General features: G+C 65.8%; 20 protein-coding genes and 1 pseudogene. 3 read left to right on the top strand and 18 right to left on the bottom strand.

Features of this window, described 5'->3' with window-relative positions; genetic code table 11:
• Window positions 1-35 precede the first annotated feature (35 nt).
• Window positions 36-1,229 carry an ATP phosphoribosyltransferase regulatory subunit gene (locus QHC78_RS06850; protein ID WP_319743131.1) on the bottom strand — a complete coding sequence of 398 codons (1,194 nt, stop codon included), beginning with the start codon at window positions 1,227-1,229 and terminating at the stop codon, window positions 36-38.
• A gap of 385 nt (window positions 1,230-1,614) precedes the next feature.
• Between QHC78_RS06850 and QHC78_RS06845 the strand changes: the two genes are divergently transcribed.
• Together QHC78_RS06845 and QHC78_RS06840 are read left to right on the top strand one after the other, a co-directional pair.
• Window positions 1,615-3,153, top strand: coding sequence for a UbiD family decarboxylase (locus tag QHC78_RS06845; RefSeq protein WP_319743130.1), 1,539 nt, complete (start codon window positions 1,615-1,617; stop codon window positions 3,151-3,153).
• 72 nt (window positions 3,154-3,225) lie between these two features.
• On the top strand, window positions 3,226-4,248 hold the full coding sequence (locus QHC78_RS06840) for a Bug family tripartite tricarboxylate transporter substrate binding protein (protein ID WP_319743129.1): 1,023 nt from the start codon (window positions 3,226-3,228) through the stop codon (window positions 4,246-4,248).
• 86 nt (window positions 4,249-4,334) lie between these two features.
• On the opposite strand, the gene hflC is transcribed toward QHC78_RS06840, so the two are convergent.
• From hflC to ndk, 12 genes and pseudogenes are all read right to left on the bottom strand, one after another.
• A complete protein-coding gene (hflC, locus tag QHC78_RS06835) occupies window positions 4,335-5,222 on the bottom strand; it encodes a protease modulator HflC (RefSeq protein ID WP_319743128.1) in 888 nt (295 codons plus the stop codon).
• A 15-nt stretch (window positions 5,223-5,237) separates the two neighbouring features.
• Window positions 5,238-6,551, bottom strand: coding sequence for an FtsH protease activity modulator HflK (hflK, locus tag QHC78_RS06830; RefSeq protein WP_413816423.1), 1,314 nt, complete (start codon window positions 6,549-6,551; stop codon window positions 5,238-5,240).
• 39 nt (window positions 6,552-6,590) lie between these two features.
• The gene (hflX, locus tag QHC78_RS06825) at window positions 6,591-7,742 is read right to left on the bottom strand and encodes a GTPase HflX (protein ID WP_319743127.1); all 1,152 of its coding nucleotides are present in this window, start codon (window positions 7,740-7,742) and stop codon (window positions 6,591-6,593) included.
• A 34-nt stretch (window positions 7,743-7,776) separates the two neighbouring features.
• Window positions 7,777-8,013 (bottom strand): RNA chaperone Hfq, encoded by a 237-nt coding sequence (hfq, locus tag QHC78_RS06820; RefSeq protein WP_319743126.1) that lies wholly within the window; start codon window positions 8,011-8,013, stop codon window positions 7,777-7,779.
• Window positions 8,014-8,175: 162 nt separating this feature from the next.
• Window positions 8,176-9,570 (bottom strand): ribosome biogenesis GTPase Der, encoded by a 1,395-nt coding sequence (der, locus tag QHC78_RS06815; protein ID WP_319743125.1) that lies wholly within the window; start codon window positions 9,568-9,570, stop codon window positions 8,176-8,178.
• 13 nt (window positions 9,571-9,583) lie between these two features.
• Window positions 9,584-10,762, bottom strand: coding sequence for an outer membrane protein assembly factor BamB (gene bamB / locus QHC78_RS06810; protein ID WP_319743124.1), 1,179 nt, complete (start codon window positions 10,760-10,762; stop codon window positions 9,584-9,586).
• Window positions 10,762-11,394, bottom strand: a complete 633-nt coding sequence (locus QHC78_RS06805) for a YfgM family protein (RefSeq protein ID WP_319743123.1) — start codon at window positions 11,392-11,394, stop codon at window positions 10,762-10,764. Before QHC78_RS06805 ends, bamB begins: the two co-directional genes overlap by 1 nt.
• A gap of 127 nt (window positions 11,395-11,521) precedes the next feature.
• Window positions 11,522-12,817 carry a histidine--tRNA ligase gene (gene hisS, locus QHC78_RS06800; protein ID WP_319743122.1) on the bottom strand — a complete coding sequence of 432 codons (1,296 nt, stop codon included), beginning with the start codon at window positions 12,815-12,817 and terminating at the stop codon, window positions 11,522-11,524.
• Between the two features lie 91 nt (window positions 12,818-12,908).
• Window positions 12,909-14,189 (bottom strand): annotated as a pseudogene (ispG, locus tag QHC78_RS06795) (flavodoxin-dependent (E)-4-hydroxy-3-methylbut-2-enyl-diphosphate synthase); the annotation flags it as partial.
• 12 nt (window positions 14,190-14,201) lie between these two features.
• Window positions 14,202-15,131, bottom strand: coding sequence for a helix-turn-helix domain-containing protein (locus tag QHC78_RS06790; RefSeq protein ID WP_319743121.1), 930 nt, complete (start codon window positions 15,129-15,131; stop codon window positions 14,202-14,204).
• Window positions 15,132-15,188: 57 nt separating this feature from the next.
• Entirely contained in the window at window positions 15,189-16,403 is a 1,215-nt protein-coding gene (rlmN, locus tag QHC78_RS06785) for a dual-specificity RNA methyltransferase RlmN (protein ID WP_319743120.1), read from the bottom strand.
• A gap of 32 nt (window positions 16,404-16,435) precedes the next feature.
• Window positions 16,436-16,861: a nucleoside-diphosphate kinase gene (gene ndk, locus QHC78_RS06780; RefSeq protein WP_319743119.1), complete on the bottom strand. Its 426-nt coding sequence runs from the start codon at window positions 16,859-16,861 to the stop codon at window positions 16,436-16,438.
• A gap of 212 nt (window positions 16,862-17,073) precedes the next feature.
• Here ndk and QHC78_RS06775 point away from each other — a divergent pair, with 212 nt between their 5' ends.
• Window positions 17,074-17,775 (top strand): Bax inhibitor-1/YccA family protein, encoded by a 702-nt coding sequence (locus QHC78_RS06775; RefSeq protein ID WP_319743118.1) that lies wholly within the window; start codon window positions 17,074-17,076, stop codon window positions 17,773-17,775.
• Window positions 17,776-17,867: 92 nt separating this feature from the next.
• Here QHC78_RS06775 and rlmD read toward each other — a convergent pair whose 3' ends face one another.
• From rlmD to surE, 5 genes are all read right to left on the bottom strand, one after another.
• Window positions 17,868-19,277: a 23S rRNA (uracil(1939)-C(5))-methyltransferase RlmD gene (gene rlmD, locus QHC78_RS06770; RefSeq protein WP_319743117.1), complete on the bottom strand. Its 1,410-nt coding sequence runs from the start codon at window positions 19,275-19,277 to the stop codon at window positions 17,868-17,870.
• A 161-nt stretch (window positions 19,278-19,438) separates the two neighbouring features.
• The gene (locus QHC78_RS06765) at window positions 19,439-20,212 is read right to left on the bottom strand and encodes a 3'-5' exonuclease (RefSeq protein ID WP_319743116.1); all 774 of its coding nucleotides are present in this window, start codon (window positions 20,210-20,212) and stop codon (window positions 19,439-19,441) included.
• A gap of 8 nt (window positions 20,213-20,220) precedes the next feature.
• Window positions 20,221-21,006 carry a peptidoglycan DD-metalloendopeptidase family protein gene (locus tag QHC78_RS06760; protein ID WP_319743115.1) on the bottom strand — a complete coding sequence of 262 codons (786 nt, stop codon included), beginning with the start codon at window positions 21,004-21,006 and terminating at the stop codon, window positions 20,221-20,223.
• A gap of 170 nt (window positions 21,007-21,176) precedes the next feature.
• Entirely contained in the window at window positions 21,177-22,043 is an 867-nt protein-coding gene (locus QHC78_RS06755) for a protein-L-isoaspartate(D-aspartate) O-methyltransferase (protein ID WP_319743114.1), read from the bottom strand.
• Complete coding sequence (surE, locus tag QHC78_RS06750; protein WP_319743113.1) at window positions 22,022-22,786, bottom strand: 5'/3'-nucleotidase SurE; 765 nt, start codon at window positions 22,784-22,786, stop codon at window positions 22,022-22,024. The genes QHC78_RS06755 and surE overlap by 22 nt, the downstream gene beginning before the upstream one ends.
• Window positions 22,787-22,863: the final 77 nt, after the last annotated feature.

The following is a 22,863-nucleotide window of genomic DNA, read 5'->3' as shown; positions in this document are numbered from 1 at the left end:
GCTTCTGCTTCTCTAAATTCCGCCCGCGACGGGCGTCAGATTGCTGTGGATGAGGATGGCCGGGCGGCCGCAGCGGCCCCGGCCAGCGGTTCGACCTGCCAGACGCCGTTGCGCAGCACCAGCTCGCGATCGCAGATGAATTCCTGTTGATCGTGCTCGTGCCCCGGCAGGATCTGGACCACGATCTGGCCCGCGGCGCGCAGCGCGCGCACCGCTTCCACCAGGTCCGGCTCGAGCCCCCAGGGAGCGCGCACCGCGGAGCTTGCCTTGGCGGGTTCGAGCAGCCCCGCCAGTTCGCGCAGGTCGAGGCTGAAGCCCGTGGCGGGGCGGGCCCGTCCGAAAACCCGGCCGATGTCGTCGTAGCGGCCGCCGCGCACGACCGCGTTGGGCCAGCCGTCGCAATAGACCGCAAACACCACGCCGGTGTGGTAATGGAAGCTGCGGACGTCGGCCAGGTCGACGCCGATATCGACGTCGGGCAGCGTATTGGCGAGTGACGCCAGCATGTCCAGCGCCTGCCGGATGGCCGGCAGCGCAGGCAGCACCTGGCGCGCCTGCTCGAGTACGTCGAGTTCTCCGTACAGGGTGGGCAGGACCTGCAGCGCCTCGGCGGTGGCGGGTGCCAGCGCCGGCGCGAGCGCGGCCAGGCCCGGCACGTCCTTGTCGCGCAACAAGCCGAAGATTTCGCCGGCCCGCGCGGCAGCCGCCGGGTCCGTCTCCAGCAGCGCCCGCACGACGCCCAGGTGACTGAGGTCGATACGGCAATCGGCCACCCCGGCGCGCCGTACGCTTTCCAGCGCCAGCTGCAGCACTTCGAGGTCGGCTTCGGGTCCGGCATGGCCGTACAGCTCGGCGCCGATCTGCAGCGGCTCGCGGGTGGCCCACAGGCCGCGCGGCAGGGTATGCAGCACGCTGCCGCAATAGCAGAGCCGGGTCGTGCCGGCCCGGTTGAGCAGGTGGGCGTCGATGCGCGTGACTTGCGGCGTCATGTCGGCACGGATACCCAGCGATCGACCGGACATCTGGTCGACCAGCTTGAAGGTATGCAGGTCCAGGTCCCCGCCGCTGGCCGAAAGCAGCGAATCGAGGTACTCGACCAACGGCGGCATGACCAGTTCATAGCCGTAGGTACGGTACAGGTCCAGCAACAAGCGGCGCAATTCTTCTATGCGCCGGGCCTCGGCCGGCAGGATGTCTGCCAGGCTTTCGGGCAACAGCCATTTGCCCATGCAGGGTTCTCGCAATGATTCAATGAAAACGACGGACGAAAAAAAAGCGGCTGCGGGTGCACACGGTGCAAGCCCTTCAACCGCTTCTTCCAAGCTTGGGTAGCCCGCCAAAGCACCAATTTGGTGCACAAGCAATATTGGACGTACCTCTTGGCTTACACGTTATTGTCTACTCGAATCCCCTCAAAAGCAAGTTGGCGTCGTGCCCGCCCCACGCATTGATCACGATCCTCTATGAACTGATCCAAATGTTTTGCTTACGCGCTCCCGGACGGTGCATTTAAATCTCGCGGCAACAAGGGAATGACGGACCTCTGCTGCCCGCTGCGGCATGACGGGGGCCGCCGCCCTTTTCCCATTAAAACAACACCGACCGGAGACTGCCATGGCCCCGCCCTCACCCCCCCTGCCCGACCTGGACGCCTTTCGCCTCAGGCGCTTTCTGGAATCCCTGGACGAACAGACGCTGCTGCACCAGCCGGAAGCGCCGCTGCGGGACATCGCCGCCCTGCTCGAAGGCAGCTCCCGGGCGGTATGGATCGACCGTCCGGGCGGTGGCGATACCTCATTGTGCGGCAATGTTGCCGGCAGCCGCGAGCGGTTGGCGCTGGCCTTCGCCACCTCGACGGCCGAGCTGCCTTCCGAAGTGACCCGACGGCTGCGCAACAAGCCCGAATTCGTCGAGGTGCCTCGCGGCGAAGCGCCGGTGCAGCAGGTCGTCCAGCAAGGAGACGACTGCGACCTGACGCAGCTGCCTGTCCACCTGCAGCACGGCCTGGACGGTGCGCCCTACATTTCCGCGTCCATCGACTTCGTGCGGGATCCCGATACGGGCTGGACCAACGTAGGGGTGCGCCGCCTCATGCTCCGGGGTCGCCGGACGGCCGGCATCGACCTGGTCGCGCCGTCGGACTTGCGAGCCATCTATCTCAAGCAGTCCAGCCGCGGCGAGCGCGTGCCCATCGCCTTCGCCGTGGGTTCGCATCCGGCCGACCACGTGGCCGCGACGATGCGCATTCCCGGCGACGAGCTCGGCCTGCTGTCCAGCCTGCGCGGTGCGCCGCTGCCGGTCGTCAAATGCCTGACGAACGACCTGCTGGTGCCGGCGGACGCCGAGTTCATCATCGAGGGCTACCTGGATGCGGCCGGCCACGTCGAGCCGGAAGGTCCCTATGGCGAGTTCCTGGGCTACTACGGGGTCGTGAAGAAGAACCCGCTGTTCCACGTCACCGCCATTACCCGCCGCCGCGACGCGGTGTTCCAGACCGCCACGATCAGCGGTCCCAACATGGCCTGGACCGATACGGCGCAACTGAACGCCCTGCGCACCGAAGTCATGGTGTGGCGCGCGCTGGAAACCGCGGTGCGCGAGGTCAAGGGGGTCTTTGCCGCGCCCGCCAATGGCGGCATGTTCAACATACGCATCGCCCTGCAACAACGCGTGCCCGGCGAGGCGCGCAATGCCATCGCGGCAGTATTCGGCTCGCTATCCAACGTCAAGCACGTATTCGTGGTCGATCCCGATATCGACATCTTTTCGGACAGCCAGATGGATTGGGCGCTCGGAACACGCTTCCAGGCCGACCGCGACCTGGTGGTGCAGACCGGCATGCGCGCCATGCCGCTGGACCCCTCGCTGCAAGGCAGCCGCCAGGGCGCCAAGGCCGGTTTCGACCTCACCCTGCCCCTGCTTGCCCCCGGCGAGGTCCGGCCGCTGGAATACCGCGTCCCGCGTGCGCCCCGCTTCGAGGGACGGCGTTTCGCCACGCTCGAGGCGGCGCTGGAAGACGGCCCCAAGTACTTCGAAGAGCTGATGGCCGCGACAGACAGCGGCGACGGCCGCGAAATCGTCCGCTGGCTGGAAGATATCGCGGCGGTCCGCCCCGTGGCGCGCGACGACGAGGGCCGCTACCACTTCCGTTGATCCACCCTGCCCCTCCATGAACGACCACAAAGAGATGGCGGCGCGACCGTCCATCCACAGAGGAGACATGCCATGGAAAAAAGATTGTCCAGGAATACCGCTGCGCTGAACGTCCGACGTCGCGCCGCGTTGGGCGCGGCCCTGGCCGCTGCGTCGCTGCCGGTATGGCAAGCGGCCGCCGCACAGGAGTCGGCCGCCAGCTACCCCAGCAAGCCGATCAAGATCATTTCCCCGCACGCTGCCGGCGGACTTGGCGACACCTTCGCCCGCTATCTGGGCCAGCAGCTGTCCAGTGCCTTCGGACAACCGGTGATCGTCGAGAACCGCCCCGGAGCAAGCCAAACGATCGCCGCCGACGCGGTGGCCAAGGCCCCGCCGGACGGCTACACGCTGCTGATCGCCACGCAAAGCGCAATGGTGTTCAACCCGGTGCTGCGCAAGAGCCTGCCCTACGACTCCCTGAAAGACTTCACGCCGATCTCGATGCTGTTCGATACGCCCACCTACCTGGTGGTGAACAAGGCGCTACCCATGCGCACAGTGTCCGACCTGATCGCGGCCGCCAAGGCCTCGCCGGGCAAATATACCTACGCTTCGCTGGGACCCGGCAGCTCGCACCACTTGCTGGCCGAGATGTTCAAGAAGCAGGCCGGCGTGGACATCCTGCACGTTCCCTACAAAGGCAGCTCGAACGCCAGCACGGACCTGATCGCCGGCCAGGTGGACATGATGTTCGAAGGCGGAGCGTCGTCGTTGCCGCACGTCCGCGCCGGCAAACTGACCGCGCTGGCCTCCACGGGCGAGAAGCGCACCGAAATCATGCCGGACCTGCCCACCGTCAGCGAAACCCTTCCCGGTTTCAGCGCCAACGTCTGGTTCGCGCTCTCGGGCCCGGCGGGCATGCCGGCTCCCATCGTAGAAAAACTCAACCGCGAAGTCGTACGCATCCTCAAAGAGCGTGCCACCCACGACAAGTTCGTCGATATCGGCGTCGAGTTGCTGCCCAGCACCCCGCAGGAAATGGCCGAACGGATACGTACTGAAATTCCGCAATGGCGCTCGGTGGTCATGGCCGCCGGCATACAGGCCGAATAACCTCGGCGGGAATGAAAAAAGCGGCCTCGGGCCGCTTTTCACAGGCAGGGCCGGTATTTCCACCGGCCCTGCCCTTTTGTACGAGGTCAGCGCGCAGGCGCTGCCGTACCTTCCGCCGACTTCATGAAGCGGAAGAACTCCGAGCTGGGATCGACCACCAGCACATCCGCCTTGGAGCCGAAGGTGGCGCGATAGGCTTCGAGGCTCTTGTAGAAGCGATAGAACTCGCGGTCCTGTCCGAAGGCCTGGGCATAGATGGCCGACGCCTTGGCGTCGCCTTCGCCCTTGATCTGCTCGGCCTTGCGATAGGCCTCGGCCAGGATGATCTCGCGCTGGCGGTCTGCATCGGCACGAATCTTCTCGCCCTCGGCGGCACCGATGGACCGCTGCTCGTTGGCCACGCGCTTGCGCTCGGCTTCCATGCGCCGGTAGACCGACTCCGAAATCTCGGGTACGAAATCGACCCGCTTGAGCCGCACGTCGACAATCTCCACACCCAGCAGCTTGGCCGCGGCTTCGGTATTGGCCCGGATCTCCTGCATGATCTTGTCGCGCTCTTTCGAGGTCACGTCGTTGACGGTACGGCGGTTGATCGAGGCATTCAGCGCGTCCCGGATCAAGGCCAGCAGCCGTTCCTGCGCCGCGCGCTCGTTGCCCCCGAAGGTGACGTAATAGATGCGCGGATTGGAAATGCGCCACTTGACGAAGGAGTCGATCAGCAGATTCTTTTTCTCGGACGTCTGCACGCGCTCGCTGTCGGCCGAGTCGATGGTCAGGATCCGCTTGTCGAACTGCTGGACGTTCTGGAAGGGCGGCGGCAGCTTGAAATAGAGACCGGGTTCGTCGATGACTTCCTTGATTTCGCCCAGGGCGAACACGACGGCGTAATTGCGCTCGTTGACGACGAAAACGCATGAAGACAGCACGGCCAGCCCCACGAGCAGACCGATCACGGCGGGAATCAAACGATCCATGATGGCGTTCCTTGGTTAGCGGGCGTTGCGGTCGCGCGAGCGCAGGGCATCGCGTCCGGATTCAGGCAGCACGCTTCCGGTCAAAGGCTGCGGCAAGCTGCTGGACGTGCCGCCGGACGACGAATTGTTGGCGGAAGCACGGGCGTTGGCAGCGGCCTCCTGCGATACCTGCTGCATCAGCTTGTCCAGCGGCAGGTACAGCAAGTTGCTGCCGTTGCGGGTATCGACAAGCACCTTGGACGTATTGGCGAATACCTCCTGCATGGTATCGAGGTAGAGGCGGTCGCGGGTCACCTGGGGCGCCTTGCGATATTCGGCCAGGATTTGCGAGAAACGCGCCGCGTTGCCCTCGGCGTTCTCGACGATGCGCTGGCGATAGCCCTCGGCCTCTTGCAGCAGACGCGAGGCCGCGCCGGCCGCGCGCGGCACCACATCGTTCGCATAGGCCTGGCCTTCGTTGATCTGCCGCTCTCGATCCTGTCCTGCCTTGACTGCGTCGTCGAAGGCGGCCTGGACCTGCTCGGGAGGCTGGGCGTTCTGGATGGCCACGGTGCTGATCAAGACGCCGGTACCGTACAAATCCATGATCTGCTGCATCAGCTTGGCAACTTCGGTGGCCACTTCCGTGCGTCCCTCGTACAGCACGAAGTCCATCTTCTTCTTGCCGACGATTTCGCGCATGGCGGTCTCGGCAGCCTGCTTGACCGCTTCATCGGGACCACGGTTGTTGAAGAGGTAGTCGCGCGCGCCGGTTTCCTTCAGGCGGTACTGGACGACGAACTGCATGTCGACGATGTTCTCGTCATCGGTCAACATGAGGGATTCCTGCAGCACCTTGCTGCGGGAGGTATTGCGGAACCCCACTTCGATGGTGCGCAGTTGCGAGAGATTGACGATCTCGTGGCTCTGGATGGGGTACGGAAGCCGCCATTGGAAGCCCGCGCGGGTCGTTTCCTTGTACTTGCCGAACTGGGTAACGACCGCGACCTGCCCTTCCTGGACGATGAAAAACCCGGACGCAAGCCATAGCAGCGCCACCACCACGACCACCACCACGAGCCCGATTCCGGTACCCCGGGAGGAAGGCGAAAAGCGGCCGCCGCCGTTGCCGTTTCCGCTCGGGGGGCCGGAGGGCCTGCGTCCGAACAGCCCCCCCAGCTTGCGATTGAAATCGCGCCATAGCTCGTCGAGATCGGGCGGACCGCCGCTGTTGTTGTCGCGCCCATCATTGGGCCGCCGGGGAGGCTCGTTACCGGAGCCGCCGCCGCTTCCGCGGCCCCAGTTGGAGTCGTTCAGATTGAATATTCGAGTTATCGAAGGCAGACGCATCGTTGTAGTAAGCGAAGCGGACGGGGCTTGCCCGGCCGCCTAGGATCGGGCGTCAGCCGCAGGGCTGACGGACGAAGACAGCGTACGAAAGCGCGGGTCGCTACTATTATTACCTAGGACCACCGAATCTGCTTGGCTGGCCTCGACAATCGCACCCCGCAATGCGTCCAGGCCAGAGCGTTCGATCGCGCTTACGAACACCCGCGAGATCGTACCATGCTCGTCGCGCTCGACTCCCGCCTCGTGGCTGCTCTGATCGATCTTGTTATAGACCAGGATGCGCGGAATATCGGCAGCCCCGATTTCCTCGAGCACCTTGTCCACCTGCTCAATCTGCTCGTCGCGCTGCGGGCTGGCCGCGTCGACCACGTGCAGGAGCAAATCGGCATGGACCGTTTCTTCCAGCGTGGCGCGGAACGCCGCAATCAGGGTGTGCGGCAGTTCGCGGATGAAACCCACCGTGTCGGAGACCACGACCGACCCCGCGCCGTCGATCCAGATGCGTCGGGTCGTGGTATCGAGCGTCGCGAAGAGCTGGTCGGCGGCATAGACGTCCGCCCGCGTCAGGGCGTTGAAAAGGGTCGACTTGCCTGCGTTGGTATAGCCCACCAGCGAAACCGAGAAGGCGCCGCCGCGGGCGCGCGAGCGCCGCTGGGTCTGCCGCTGGCGTTCGAGCTTGTCCAGCCGCTCGCGCAGGGTGCGGACTTTCCCGCCTATCATACGGCGGTCCATTTCCAACTGCGATTCGCCCGGGCCCCGCATGCCGATGCCGCCACGCTGCCGTTCCAAGTGGGTCCACATGCGGGTCAGGCGGGTCGCCAGGTGCTGCAGCTGCGCGAGCTCGACCTGCAGCTTGCCCTCGTGGCTCTGGGCGCGAAGCGCGAAGATATCGAGGATCAGTGCGACCCGGTCCACCACCCGTATTTTCAGCGCGCGTTCGAGGTTGCGCTGCTGGGCAGGGCTGAGGTTGTGGTTGAAAAGGATGATTTCGGCCTGGCCCGATGCAGCGGCCAAGGCGATTTCTTCCACCTTGCCCGAGCCCACGAAGAGCGCGGCGTCGGGCCGCGCTCGCCGGGCAACGATGGTGTCGACGATCTCCGCGCCGGCCCCTCGGGCCAGCATGATGAATTCGTCGGTCTGTGCCTGGAACTCCGCCTCGCCGAAATCGACGCTGACAACCAGCGCGCGCATCAGCGGCCCGGCGTTCCCGCTGGGGATCGGTGGATTAGTCTGCAGGGGCTTCAACCTGGAAGTTGACCGGGCGCGATGGCACGACGGTCGAGATAGCGTGTTTGTAGACCATTTGCGTCACGGTATTGCGCAGCAGGACGACGTATTGATCGAAGGATTCGATCTGGCCTTGCAGCTTGATGCCGTTGACGAGATAAATGGAAACGGGAACGTGTTCTTTACGTAGCACGTTAAGAAACGGGTCTTGTAGCAATTGCCCTTTATTGCTCATTAGTGGGCTCCTGGATGTGTTTTTCTTGGCGGATGCCAACTCTGTTACTGTACCGGGTTTTCCCCAGGGAAACTAGCGATTCTCAAAACTGAGAAACGCCCTCCCCTCGCATATGGGGACGCTGCCGCATTCCCACAAGAGCACTTTCCGGAAGATACTCGGTTACCCCGCCTTGTCGAGATAAGGATTTCTCGAGTTTCGGAACTCGATTCTCAATGGAGTTCCCTGCAGCGAGAAAGTTTCCCGGAACCGCGTTTCGAGGAATCTGCGATACGAATCCGGGATTTCGTCCAGCGCACTGCCGTGAATCACGATGAGTGGAGGATTCTGGCCCCCCTGGTGAGCATAGCGCAGCTTCGGCCGGAAAATGCCCTTGCGCGGCGGCTGCTGTTGCTCGACGGCCGCCTGCAGCGCCCGGGTCAGCTTGGGCGTGGACAGCTTGGCGAACGCGGCGGCATGCGCCGCCTCGATGGATTGGAGCAGCGGACCGATGCCCGCGTTGCGCAGGGCCGAAACCGTGTGCATCTTGGCAAAGGACAGGAACCGCAGTTTGCGGTCGAACTCGCGCTTGATTTCATCCCGCCGGTCGCCGTCGGCACTATCCCATTTGTTGATGGCCACCACCAGCGCCCGCCCGGTTTCCAGCACGAAACCCGCGATATGGGCGTCCTGCTCCGATATTTCGGCGCTGGCGTCCAGCATCAGCAGTACCACGTTGCTGGCCTCGATGGCCTGCAGCGTCTTGATGACCGAGAATTTCTCGATGGCCTCGAAGACCTTCCCTCGCTTGCGCAGCCCGGCCGTATCGATCAAGGTGTAGCGGCGGCCGCCACGTTCGAATTCGATTTCGATGGCGTCGCGGGTGGTGCCCGGCTGGTCGAAGGCGATGACGCGGTCCTCGCCCAGCAGGGTATTGACCAGCGTCGACTTGCCCACGTTCGGGCGGCCGACGATGGCAAGCTTGATCCGGTGGTCGACCGGTTCGGCGGTAGACGGTTCTGTGCCCTCCGCCTCCATGCCCTCCTCGCCGTCCGGCTCGGGCGCTTCCTCGACCAACCCTTTCAGGGCCGTCTCGATCAGGTCCACCACGCCGTCGCCATGGGCGGCGGAGATCGCGTGCGGCTCGCCGAGCCCCAATTCGTAGAACTCGGCCGCCGCCGTTGCGCGCGACATCCCCTCGACCTTGTTGACGGCCAGCAGCACCTTGCGGCCCGAGCGGCGCAGGCGCTCCGCGATCTCGCGGTCGTGCCCCGTCAGCCCGACCCGGCCATCGGTCAGGAAGACCACCGCATCGGCCTCGTCTACCGCCTGAACGGTCTGCTTGGCCATTTCGGCCATGATGCCGTTCTTGGCAACCGGCTCGAATCCCCCGGTATCGACGACGATGAAGGGATGATCGCCCACCCTGCCCTCGCCGTAATGGCGATCGCGCGTGAGCCCGGGGAAATCGGCCACGAGCGCGTCGCGCGAGCGGGTCAGCCGGTTGAACAACGTGGACTTGCCCACGTTGGGTCGTCCCACCAGGACGACCACCGGTTTGAAAACTGCGGGTTTCATCGTCGAAAAAACCTTATTGGCCTACATGGATCAGGGCGAGATTGCCCTTGGACGTCTGCACTACTACGCCGCGGTCCGTCGGCACCGGCGGCGCCACGATGGCGCTACCGTCGGTGGCGATGCGGGCCAGCAGGCTGCCGTCCTCGCGCTGCAGGAAGTGGACATAGCCTTCGAAGTCGCCGACGGCGATGGCGCGCCCCACCGACGACGGGGCGGTCACGCCGCGGTTCTGCAAGGCATCCTGCTTCCAGACATTGGCGCCGCCATCGAGCGCGAAGCCATAAATGACGCTACGGTCGCTGGCCGCATAGGCGAAGCGCACGTCCGCTGCAAGACCGGTCACGCTGGAGAACTCGCGCGACCAGGTCGAGTTGCCCGACCCCACATCGAAGCAGTTGATGCGCCCTTGGTATGTCACCGCACACAGCTGGCGCCCGGATATGACGGGCGTTCCGACGACGTCGGCCACACGCTCGAGCTCGCTGGTACCGCTCGGATTGGCGACGGTGCCTTCCCAGCGCACCGCCCCATTATTGGCGGCGATGGCAATCAGCTTACCGCCTGGCAACCCCGTGAAGACAAAGCCGCCGGACAGCAGCATTTCGCCCGGGGCGCGCAGCGCCAGGGCCGGCCCCGGACGCTGGACGCTCCAGCGCCTGCGGCCGGTGTCGGCGTCGTAGGCCTGGATGCGGTAGTCGCCGCTGCGCACGACCACGAGACCGTCACCCACCAGAGGCGGAATGGTGATTTCGCTGGTAGCCTGCGCGCGCCACTTGACCGCCCCCGTATCGTCGAAGGCGATCACTTCCCCGCGCGGGGTGGCCACCGCCGTGATCCGGCCGTCGCTGCCGACACCGGCAGACAGATCGGTCTTGGCCGAGGTACGCCATACCTCGGCGCCGGTATCCAGCGAATACTTGCCGACCGAGCCGTTGCTGGTGGCGGCGTAAATGGCATCGCCCACGACCACGGGAATGAATCCCACTTCCGACTTGTTGCCCACCGAGACGCGCCAGGCGCTGCTCACGGGGAGCGTGGGCGTGAAGTTGGCGAGCGGGGCCGGCGGATAGCGCGGCTTTTCGCTCGAGAACAGCGAGCATCCCCCCAGCGCGAGAGCGACTGCGACCGCCGCGGCACGGCGCAGGCGCCGCCAGCCGAGGCTCGCACCGGAATGGCGGTTATACAGCTCCATCAGGCTCCTCCGAGTGCATCGAGTTTCAGTTGGATCGACGAGCGCAAGTCGGTGGCGGGATCGAGCTTGGCGAGCGCCTCTTCGTAGGACTTGCGCGCCTCGTCGCGCTTGCCTTGGCCGGCCAGCACATCGCCGCGGCGGTCGGCGTACAACGCGGCAAAAGCCGCGGGGGGCTGGGAGGCAAGAACGCCCAGCGCCTCGTCGTAGTTCTTTTCGTCCAGCAGCAGCCCGGCCAGGCGCAGCCGCGCCACGGCCGCGAGGGCCTCGTCGCCCCCACGGTCCACGACCCACTGCAGCTGGGCCCGTGCAGACTTGGCATCGCCGGCCTTCCGATAAGCCTGCGCAGCCAGCAGCGCCGCGCGCGGGGCATAGCCGCTACGCGCGTACTTCTCGAGGATCGTGCCCGACGCGTCCTTGACGCGCGACATGTCCCCTTCCTGGACGGCCTTTTCCAAGGCCTCGAAGTGCACCATGGCGTTGGCCGCCTGGTTGCGCTGATACCACTGCCAGCCGTTCCAGGCCGCTGCGGCGAGGAGAACGATGGCGGCAACCCCCAAGATGACATTGCCATACTTGGCCCACCATGCCTTGAGGGATTCCAGTTGTTCCTGTTCGTCGATGTCGTAGGCCATGCACGCCCCGGTTGATTATGGTGATAGCAAGAATGCGCCGCGGGCCCGCGGCGGCCCACGCAGGGATTCAAGAGCGCAAGATTAACGGATTCGGCGCCGCCGCGTATTCCGTCCGCCCGCCGGCCGCCTAGTCGGACCCGCCGTCGGTCAGTTCGTTCAGGATGAAGGCCGGCAGCTCGGCCATGGCCACCCGCTGCTGGCCCGCCCCTTCGGTCCGCAGCGCCTTGACGCTGGCCGCCCCGTCGGCGAGCTCATCCTCGCCTATGATGACCGCGAACTCGGCCCCGCTGCCGTCGGCCCGCTTCATCTGCGACTTGAAGCCGCCGCTGCCGCAATGCAGGATCACGTCCAGTCCCGCGTCACGCAGGTTTTCCGCCAGGCGCATCGCGGCGCGGGCGGCCGGTTCGCCCTGGTGCAGCACGTATACGTCGCACTCGGCTTGCGGTTGCGGCGGCTCGACCTGGGACCACAGGTCCAGTAGCCGCTCCACCCCGATGGCAAAGCCCACCGCGGGCGCCGGCTTGCCGCCCAGCAGCGAGATCAGGCCGTCGTAACGGCCGCCGCCGCAGACCGTCCCCTGCGCGCCGAGACGATCGGTAACCCATTCGAAAACGGTCAGGTTGTAGTAGTCCAGCCCTCGCACCAGGCGCGGGTTCACGCGGTAGGCGATGCCGGCATCGTCGAGGCGGCTGCGCACGCCGTTGAAGTGAGCCAGCGAAGCCTCGCCCAGGTAGTCCAGCAGCCGGGGCGCACGATCGGCCATTTCCTGCAGCGCCGGATTCTTGGTATCGAGCACGCGCAGCGGATTGCTGTAGAGCCGGCGCCGGCCGTCTTCGTCGAGCTGGTCCTTGAACCCCTCGAGATAGCTGATCAGTGCCTGCCGATGGGCCAGGCGCTCTTCGGCGGAGCCGAGCGAATTGATCTCGAGCCGGATGTCCGAGAGGCCCAGGATCTTCCAGAGCCGGGCCAGCATGAGTATGAGTTCGACGTCGATATCGGGACCCGGGAACCCCAGCGCTTCGACGTCGATCTGGTGGAACTGCCGATAGCGCCCCCGCTGGGGCCGTTCGTGGCGGAACACCGGCCCGATCGCGAACACCCGCTGGGGGCGATCGTAGATCAGATTGTGCTCGATGGTCGCGCGTACCATGCCGGCGGTGAACTCCGGCCGCATGGTCAGGGAATCGCCGTTCAGCGAATCCGTGAAGCTGTACATTTCTTTCTCGACGATGTCCGTTACTTCGCCGATGCCCCGCGTAAACAGCCGGGTGTGCTCGAGCACCGGCGTGCGCAGGTTCCGGTAGCCGTAGCTGCGCAGCCACTCGCGCACCAGCGACTCCAGCCGCTCCCATTGTCCCGAATCGGCAGGCAGGATGTCGTTCATGCCGCGGATCGCGGACACCTTCTGGAAATTCTCACTCATCTCGTCGTCAATCAAAGGAAGCCGGAGCAGACCCGGGGCGTTCCGGTCCTCCCGCATCGCCGCCGGACGGACGCGCCTGCCCACCCGCGGCGGCGCCGAACCGCTTTTCCACGTAGTCTTCCACCAGCGCCTGGAACTCCGCGGCGATACGTTCGCCCTTGAGCGTCACGGAGCGCTGGCCGTCAATGAACACCGGAGCGACCGGCTGCTCGCCGGTGCCGGGCAGGCTGATGCCGATGTCAGCGAACTTGCTTTCCCCGGGCCCGTTGACCACACAGCCCATGACGGCCACGTGCAGGTTCTCGGCGCCGGGATACTTGAGGCGCCAGACCGGCATCTGCGCACGCAAATAACTCTGGATGTCGGCCGCCAGCTCCTGGAACACCGTACTGCTGGTGCGGCCGCAGCCCGGGCATGCCACCACCATGGGCGCGAAGGCGCGCAGCCCGAGGCTTTGCAGGATTTCCTGAGCGACCACGACTTCCTTGGTACGGTCGCCGTTGGGTTCGGGCGTCAGCGATACGCGGATGGTGTCGCCGATGCCCTCTTGCAGCAGAATGCTCATTGCTGCAGTGGACGCCACGATTCCCTTGCTGCCCATGCCCGCCTCGGTCAGGCCCAGGTGCAGCGGGTAGTCGCAGCGGCGGGCGAGGTCGCGATACACCGCGATCAGGTCCTGCGCATTGCTGACCTTGCAGGAAAGAATGATGTGGTCGCCGGGCAGCCCGAGTTCCTCGGCACGGCGAGCGTTGTCCACCGCCGAGACCACCAGGGCATCGCGCATGACGGCTTGCGCATCCCACGGCCGCTCGCGGCGGCCGTTCTCGTCCATCATGCGCGCAAGGAGGTCCTGGTCCAGGCTGCCCCAGTTCACGCCTATGCGCACCGGTTTGTCGTAGCGGCAGGCAACCTCGATCATTTGCGCGAAATTGTCGTCCCGCTTCTTGCCCGCCCCCATGTTGCCCGGATTGATCCGGTACTTGGACAGCGCCTGCGCGCACTCGGGATACTGGGTCAGAAGCTTGTGGCCGTTGTAGTGGAAATCGCCCACCAACGGGACATCCACCCCCATGCGGTCGAGCTGCTCGCGGATCGCGGGCACTTCGCGTGCCGCCTCCGCGGTGTTCACGGTGATCCGCACGACCTCGGACCCGGCAAGGGCGAGGTCCCTGACCTGGATCGCCGTCGCGATGGCGTCGGCGGTATCGGTATTGGTCATGGACTGGACCAGCACCGGGGCATCGCCCCCCACGGCAACCGACTTGCCGGCCCAGCCGATGCGGACCTGACGCGAGGGCCGCCGTGGAGCGGGCCCGGCGGGGAACGGGGCGCCTGTGCGGGCGGAGTCGGGGTCGGACTGCGTAGGATTCATGGTACGGTGAGCTTATTGCAGGGTGAGCCGGGCGACGTTGTCCCGGCGATACGGCGCCAGATCGACCGCAGCGCCGCGCCAGCTCAAGTCTACGCCGTTGACGTTACCGATCACGACGCGGTATGGGGCTCCGGAGGCATCCAGCTCGTAGGGCTCGTTGGCCGGGATGATGCGCGACACCGCCACGCTGCCGTCGGCACGGCGGATCTCGACCCAGCTCGGCTCGCGCAAGGCCAGGGTAAGGCCGGGCTGCGGTGCGGGGGCCTCCGCGGCGGCGGGCTCGGAGGCCGGCCGGGCCGGCGCGGGTTCCGGCACCGCGGGCGCGGCTGGCGGCGCGACGGGCTCCGGAGGTATCGCCGCTTCGGGTCCGGTCGGCGGCGCCAGCGGGGTCTGCACCTGGATTGCAGTCCTGGCGCCAGCGGCATCCACTTCCACGGCCGCTTGCTCGCCGAACGACAGCTTGCCTTGCTGGTCGAGCGCATATCCGAGCAGGGCCAGCGCCAGCACAGCCATGATGCCCCCGATCAACCAGGGCGCCAGGCGCTTGCGCCCGCTCGAGGCAGGCCAGCCCCGCGCCGAGGACTGCGCCAGCGGCATGGACAGCGACGAGGCCTGGTCCAGGGATACCGGATCGGCCATCTGCACCTGCGGCGAAAGCGCCTGCAGCAACGGCGCCGGATCGGCCTCGAGCAGGCGCGCATAGTTGCGCACGAACCCGCGCAGCGGCATGCCCTGCGGCAATTCGTTCCAGCGCTCGCTCTCGAGCGCGCGGATCTGGCGCACTGCATACTTCAAGCGGTCCGAGACATACTCCTGAGACCAGCCTCGCTCTTCGCGCAGCCGCGCCAGCTCGCGTCCCACCGACGACGAAGACGGCGAGCCGGACGCGGGCGCGCTGCCTTCCCGCCGTCCGGACGAGCCGGTTTCGTTGTATTCAGACATCGACGACTCCTTATCCGGCCCTGCCGCCCCAGCGGCCGGCCCGGTACCGCAATTGCATCATTCGCGCACCTGGACGATGCGTCCGAACCGGGTTTCGTCCGCGAGGCGCTGCTTGAGCCGGGTACGATCCTTGACCTCGCCCGCCAGCTGTCCGCAGGCCGCGTCGATATCGTCCCCGCGCGTCTTGCGTACGGTGGTGACAATGCCCGCGTCCATTAGCCGCTGCGCAAACAACCTCACCCTGGCGGCGGGCGAACGCTTGAGCCCGGACTGCGGGAAGGGGTTGAACGGAATCAGGTTGAACTTGCACGAGACCTGACGCGCAATGTCCATGAGCTGTTTTGCATGCTCGTCGCCGTCGTTGATGCCGTCGAGCATGACGTATTCGAACGTGATGAAGTCGCGCGGCGCAAACTCCAGGTAGCGTTGGCACGCCGCGATGAGCTCGCGCAGCGGGTATTTGCGGTTCAGCGGCACCAGGTCGTCGCGCAGCGCATCGTTGGGCGCGTGCAGAGAGACGGCCAGCGCCACCGGGCAGTCGCGCGCGAGCCGGTCCATCATCGGCACCACCCCGGAAGTCGAGACCGTGACCCGCCGGCGCGACAAGCCGTAGGCGTTGTCGTCCAGCATGAGGCGCAGCGCGCTAACCGTATGGTCGTAGTTGAGCAAAGGTTCCCCCATGCCCATCATGACGACGTTGCTGATGACTCGGTCGTCGCCGGCACCGAGCGCCACCGGGGCGCCATTGGCGATGCGCGCGCCCTGACGGTCGGCCTCTACCGTGCGCCGGGCCAGCCACAACTGCCCGATGATCTCGTCCACCGTCAGGTTGCGGTTGAAACCTTGGTGGCCGGTGGAGCAGAACCGGCACGCCACGGTGCAGCCCGCCTGGGTCGAGATGCACAGCGTCCCGCGATCGTCCTCGGGAATGAAGACCGTTTCGATGGCATTGCCGTTGCCGACATCGAGCAGCCATTTGCGGGTCCCGTCTGCCGACCGGTGCGCGGCCACCACGTCGGGAACCCGGACCTCGCAATACCGCGCGAGCTTCTCGCGGAAGGACTTCGCGAGGTCGGTCATCTGCTCGAAGTCGTCCACGCCACGCTGGTGCAGCCAGCGCTGCAACTGCTTGGCGCGGAACGGCTTGTCCCCCCATTTTTCCACCAGCGAGGCGAGCTGCGCCCCATCCAGCCCCAGCACGTTGATGCGGGCGGACGCGGAATCCGGCGCGGCGGCCGGGTGGGCATCTGCGATCGGCGAGACGTGGTTCATCTCGACCTCCTGGGAAAAACGGACATCCCGCCTCAGCGGCTGTGGATGTTCAATTCGGGGAAGAAGAAGGCGATCTCCACCTTCGCGGTATCCGGGCCGTCCGAGCCATGCACCGCATTGGCATCGATGCTGTCGGCGAAATCGGCGCGGATGGTGCCTTTCTCGGCCTTCTTGGGGTCGGTGGCGCCCATCAGGTCGCGGTTCTTCTGGATGGCGCCCTCGCCTTCCAGGACCTGCACGAACACCGGGCCGGAAACCATGAAGTCGACCAAGTCCTTGAAGAACGGGCGCTCGGCGTGCACGGCGTAGAAGCGCTCCGCGTCGCTGCGCGACAGCTGCAGCATGCGCGCGGCGATGACCTTCAGGCCGGCGGCCTCGAACCGCGACACGATCTGGCCTATGACGTTCTTGGAAACCGCATCCGGTTTGATGATCGAAAGGGTGCGCTCGGTTGCCATCGAAAACTCCAATAAAAACAAATACTTTGAGGGGAACTTAAACGTTAAATTGTATCACGCCTGCGTGATTCCACGGGTGCCGCAAAGGCCTCTGAAACTCACCATGAGCCCCTACTGGAAGGCGGTGGAACCCTGGGGCATACTGACGGTCTGATTCACCGGCCCGCTCGCGGGGCTGACCGAGCAAAAGACCATAAAGGAGTCGCTCAACCATGAACGATCTACGCACCGCTCCCTTCAACCGAACCGGGACTGCGCCCGGAGAGGTCGTGCGCAATCGCGTATTGCGCAACACATACTGGCTGCTGGCCTTGTCCCTAATCCCGACCGTGCTGGGCGCAGCCATAGGCGTGAACACCGGTCTGGCCGAGCTTATGGGCCGCAGCCCCGGAATCACGACCGTCGTCTTCCTGGCCGGCGCTTTCGGCCTGATGTTCGCCGTGGAGAAAAACAAGCACAGCAGCGTGGGCGTCGCCCTGCTTCTGGCCTTCACCTTCTTCATGGGCCTGATGCTCTCGCGCATGATCGGCTTCGTGCTGGGCATGGGCAATGGGGCTACGCTGATCATGACGGCGTTCGGCGGCACCGCGGCGGTGTTCGGTACCATGGCTGTGCTGTCCACCACCATCAAGCGCGACTTGTCCGCCATGGCCAAATGGCTGTTCGTCGGTGCGGTGGTGATCCTGGTGGCTGCCGTGGCAAACATCTTCCTGCAGGTGCCGGCCCTGATGCTCACCATCTCGGTGCTGGCCATCGCCATTTTCTCGGCGTTCATGCTGGTCGACCTGCAGCGAGTCGTCAACGGCGGCGAGACCAACTACGTCTCGGCAACGCTGGCGATCTACCTTGACATCTACAACGTGTTCGCCAACCTGCTGATGCTGCTCGGCATCTTCGGCGGCGACCGCGAGTAGGTCCTTCCCGGGCGCTTCGCGCGCCCAGCGCCGGGGGCTCCAGCCGACTACGCGGCGATCCCCCGGGTTCTGGCCCGCCTCGAGCGGGCCTTTCAGTCGCCGGGCCCCTGCTTGGCCGGCACCGGTGCACCCGGTTCGAACACGGCGATGGATTCCACGTGGGCGGTGTGCGGGAACATGTTGACGACGCCCGCGCTGCGCAACACGAACCCGCCTTCATGGACCAGGATGGCAGCATCCCGGGCCAGCGTGGACGGATTGCAAGACACGTAGACGATGCGCTTGGGACGGTCCGCACCCGGCGCGGACAGCGCCTTGGCCACCGCCAACGCGCCTTCTCGCGGCGGATCGATCAGCATGCGGTCGAAATGCCCAAGGCTGCGCAACCAGCCTTCGTCGATCTCGAACAGATTCAGGGTAGAGAACGCGGTATGCGCCGCCAGGCCGTGCCGACGAGCCGCTTCCAGCGCGCGGTCGGTCAGCGCCTGGCTGCCTTCCACTCCCACCACTTCCCGGCAGCGGGTGGCCAACGCGAGCGTGAAATTGCCCAGGCCGCAGAACAGGTCGGCGATACGGTCGCCAGGCCGGGGATCAAGCAGCGTAATCGCCCGTGATACCAGCACCCGGTTGATGGCGTGGTTGACCTGCGTGAAATCGGTCGGCTTGAACGGCATGCGCAGGCCGAACTCCGGCAAGCGGTAAGCCAGCCCATCGGCATCGACCGCCTCCAGGGGGTGGACGCTATCCGGCCCCTTGGGCTGCAGCCACCAGTGGATATCGTGCCGCGCTGCGAATTGCCGCAGGACGGACAGGTCTTCCTCGGTCAGCGGGATCAGGTGGCGCAGTACGAGCACCACGTGATCGTCCCCGACGGCCACCTCGATCTGCGGGATCCGGTCGCGCGCCGGCATGGCGGCCACCATCTCGCGGAGCGGAACCAGCAGCGCAGCCACATGCGGATGCAGCACATGGCACTCGCGCATGTCGGCCACATAGCTGCTTTTGCGCTCGCGAAAACCCACCAGCACCCCGCCCTTTTTGACGACCACCCGCACCGACAGGCGCGCGCGATAGCGATAGCCCCAGGAAGGCCCATAGATCGGCGGCAAAACCCGCTGCGGGACCAACTTGCCGATATGCCACAAGGTATCTTCCAGCACGCGCTGCTTGATCGCGACCTGGGCGGCCGGATCGACGTGCTGCATGGCGCATCCGCCGCATACGCCGAAATGCGCGCAACGGGGCGCGACCCGCTGCGGCGAAGCCAAGATGACCTCCTGTGTTTCGGCCAGCTCGTACGAAGGCTTGCGCTTGATGACCTTGAGCTTGACCCGTTCGCCGGGCAGTGCGCCTTCGACGAAAACCACTTTGCCGTCGCGGCGTGCAATGCCGCGGCCTTCCAGGTCCACCGACTCGATGGCTACGGAACCATCCGCGAATTCGCCGGCCGGGGGCGCCTGCTGCGGCTGATCCCGCAGCGTAAGATCTGCTTCTTGCGTCATGTTTGGAATGTCACTTCAGTATTCGTCGCCAATCGCCCGGTGCAGCCGCGGAGAGCGGCACGAAGCGGGTACCGGGGGCGGCTTGGACAGGACGGGTCGGTGGGCGTGAGACGTGGCGCTCGTGCGAGACCCGGGTCGTGCAGGCGGCCCGGGAGGCGGGACTACTTCCAGGCAGCCAGGTATTCCTTCCAGTGCGGCTGGTCCAGCGACGCCAGCGTGGTCCGCACCAGGTCGACCTCGGCATCGTACTGGCTGCGCGACAGCATGCCTCGCATCAAGCGGAAACGGCAATAAACCAGCCAGGTATTGACCACATCGGTCTCGCAATAGGCGCGGACCTCTTCCTGCCTGCCGGAACTCCAGGCGTTCCAGACCTGGCTGCCGTCCATCCCCAGCTTGCCGGGGAAGCCGCACAGCTTGGCCAACTCGTCCAGCGGCGCGTTGGCACGGCCATTATATTTGGCCAGCAGATCCATCAGATCACAGTGCCGGTTGTGGTATCGGCTGATGTAGTTGCTGTACCGGAAATCGCGATCGTCTTCGCCCATGTCCCAATAGCGCGCCGCCTGGATGCCATGGATCAGCCCGCGATAGTGCAGCACCGGCAGGTCGAACCCCGAACCGTTCCAGCTGATCAATTGGGGTGTATAGCGGTCGATGGTCTTGAAGAAACCGCTGATCAGCGTGGATTCGGGATCATCGGCCTTGCCTATGCATTTGACCCGGAAACCTTCGTCGTCGCGGAACACGCAGCCCACGACCGCCACTTTCTGCAGGTGCAGCGGCAGGAAATCGTGGCCCACCGCTTCGCGCCGCGCGGCGGTCGCCCGCTCCACCACCTCGGTATCGGGCACCTCGTCGCCCCAGCCGTTGAGGGCCCGCAGACCCTCGACGTCGGGAATGGTTTCGAGATCGAAAACGAGCATCGGGGTCATGGCAGGACTCAGCGTGGCGGCAGGTACTGGCCCGGGTCGACGGGACGCCCCTGGCGCCGGATCTCGAAGTGCAGCCGGGGCGACTCGGCATCGGTATTCCCGAGCTCGGCGATCTTCTGCCCGCGGCGCACGGCCTGCCCTTCCTTGACCAGCATGGCGCGGTTGTGCGCATAGGCCGACAAGAAGGTGTTGTTGTGCTTGATGATGATCAACTGCCCGTAGCCACGCAAGCCGCTGCCGCTATAGACCACCTTGCCGTCCGCTGCAGCCAGCACCGGGTCGCCCAGGTTCCCGGCGATGTCCAGACCCTTGTTGCGCGTCTCGTGGAAGTTCTCGATGATTTTACCGCTGGCAGGCCACCCCCACTCGACCCGCTCGCCGGCGGGCTCGGTGCGCGAAGGAGCCGGCGCAGGAGTGGCGGGCGGTGTGCCGGGCGCTGGCGTGGCAGGTACCGGGGGAGGAGTAGTCGGTGCCGGGCTGTCCAGCGGACGCGTGGGCGCCTGCGAAGGAGCCGGCACGGGCGTGACCTGCGCCACACCGGGATCGGGCTGTTTGACCGTGGAGCCTGGCCGGACCACGCGCAGCACCTGCCCCGGGCGCAACTGGTTGGGGTCGTCCAGATTGTTCCACTGCGCGATGTCGCGCCAATCCTGCCCATGATCGAGGGCGATGCGAACCAGCGTGTCACCGCGCTTGACGACATAGGTATCGGCGTCGACCAGGCGCGAAGATTCGCGGCCCGCCGTATCGGCGGGTCCGCCCGAGGACTTGGCGGGGGTCGTGCGATCGACCACGGGCACAGTCCGGGGCGCGGATCCGCAGGCCGCCAGCAGCAACGCGCAGCCCGTCCAGGCCCACACGTGCTTCGCGGCCCGCCCAAGCGGCTCCGGCGCCGGGCGCCGGGGTCGATTGGATTCGTCTCGGCTCGGCTTGCGCCAATTCAGCATCCCAGATCTCCTATTCATTACAACAACACTCCGGACTGCAACGGCACGAATCGCACCGGTTCCAGTTCGGTCCGCACCCAGCTCTGAGCGCCGGTGCGTTCTATCATGACCAGTCGTTGCCTGGCGCCCCCTTCGGGCGCCACCAACCTGCCTCCGACCGCCAGTTGCTGCAGCAACGCGTCGGGAATTTTCAAGCCCGCCGCCGCCACCACGATGGCGTCGAACGGGGCGGCACTCGGCACGCCTTGCATGCCGTCGCCGAAAACGAGCCGGACATTGGCCAGCTTGAATGGCCGCAGGCGATTGCGGGCCAGTTCGTGCAGCGCCTTGATCCTCTCGATGGAATACACCTCTCGGGCCACGCCTGCAAGGACCGCCGCCTGGTAGCCGCAGCCGGTCCCGACTTCCAGCGCCTTGCCCAATTCGCGCCCATTGCGGGCCGCGGCAATCATGCGGGCCACGATCCAGGGCTGCGAGATGGTTTGGCCGTGGCCGATGGGCAAGGCCGCATCCTCGTAAGCACGGCTGGCCAGCGCCTCGTCGACGAACCGGTGCCGGGGGATCGCTTGCACGGCGGCCAGCACGCGTTCATCGGCAATTCCCTGGGTCCGAAGGCGCGCCACCAGGGCACTGCGCATGCGCTCGGAATTGAGCCCGTGGTTCGGTTCGGGCGCGGCCGGCCGCGCCGGGCCCGCGACGGGCACCCGTACCCGGGCCGGTGCAATCCGCGTATTGCTGTTCGTCGGCTTGGCCTCGCCGGGCCGCACGGGCAGGCTGGACGCCGTCTTGGCCACGGGGAGCCGACCAGTACTGACGCGAGTATTGCTGTTGGCCGGCGTGACCGTGTGGGCCGCCGCGGGCGTCAGGGGTTTGCGCCTGTCCATTCCGATGGGATCCATTCGCGCATGGGCTCGATCTGCGCCGTATGGGTCAAATCGAACCGCAGTGGAGTAACCGAGACCGCGCCGTCGGCGCAGGCATGAAAATCCGTTCCGGGCGCCGCATCCGCCGCCTTGCCGGCCGGGCCGATCCAATAGACCGTCTCGCCGTAGGGCGTGGACGAACGTACCACCGGTTCGGAAGGATGCCGGCGGCCCAGGCGGGTGACGCGGGGCGCCTTCAGCTCCGATAGCGGCAAGTTCGGGATGTTGACGTTCAGCAGCGCGGGCCCCGGCAACGGGCGGGCGATGAAGCGCTCGACGAAGCTGCGCGCAGCCACCGCCGCCGCGTCCAGGTGCTCCCACCCCTTCGATACCTGCGAAAAGGCAATCGACGGAATACCGAACAGATAACCTTCCGTGGCCGCCGCCACCGTGCCGGAATAGAGGGTGTCCTCGCCCATGTTCTGGCCATCGTTGATGCCGGACACCACGAGGTCCGGCCGCCGGTCCAGCAAGCCGGTGAGCGCGACGTGCACACAGTCGGACGGGGTGCCGTTGACGTACAGGAAACCGTTGGGCGCTTTGCGCACGGACAAGGGCCGGTCCAGCGTCAGCGAATTGGACGAACCGCTGCGATTGGTCTCGGGCGCCACGACGATCAGCTCGGCCAGCGGCCGCAAGGCCTCGACCAGGGCTGCCAGGCCGGGGGCGAAATAGCCGTCGTCATTGGAAATCAGAATCAACATCTAGCGCCCCGACCTCTCTTGCAATGCCTTCTCCAGTTAGCGACCCAACGCCCATGTTTCCAACGCACGCCGCGCCA

It is taken from the genome of Pigmentiphaga sp. (genome assembly GCF_033795525.1).
Classification (GTDB): Bacteria; Pseudomonadota; Gammaproteobacteria; order Burkholderiales; family Burkholderiaceae_B; genus Pigmentiphaga.
This window is presented reverse-complemented; position numbering and strand designations above follow the sequence as displayed.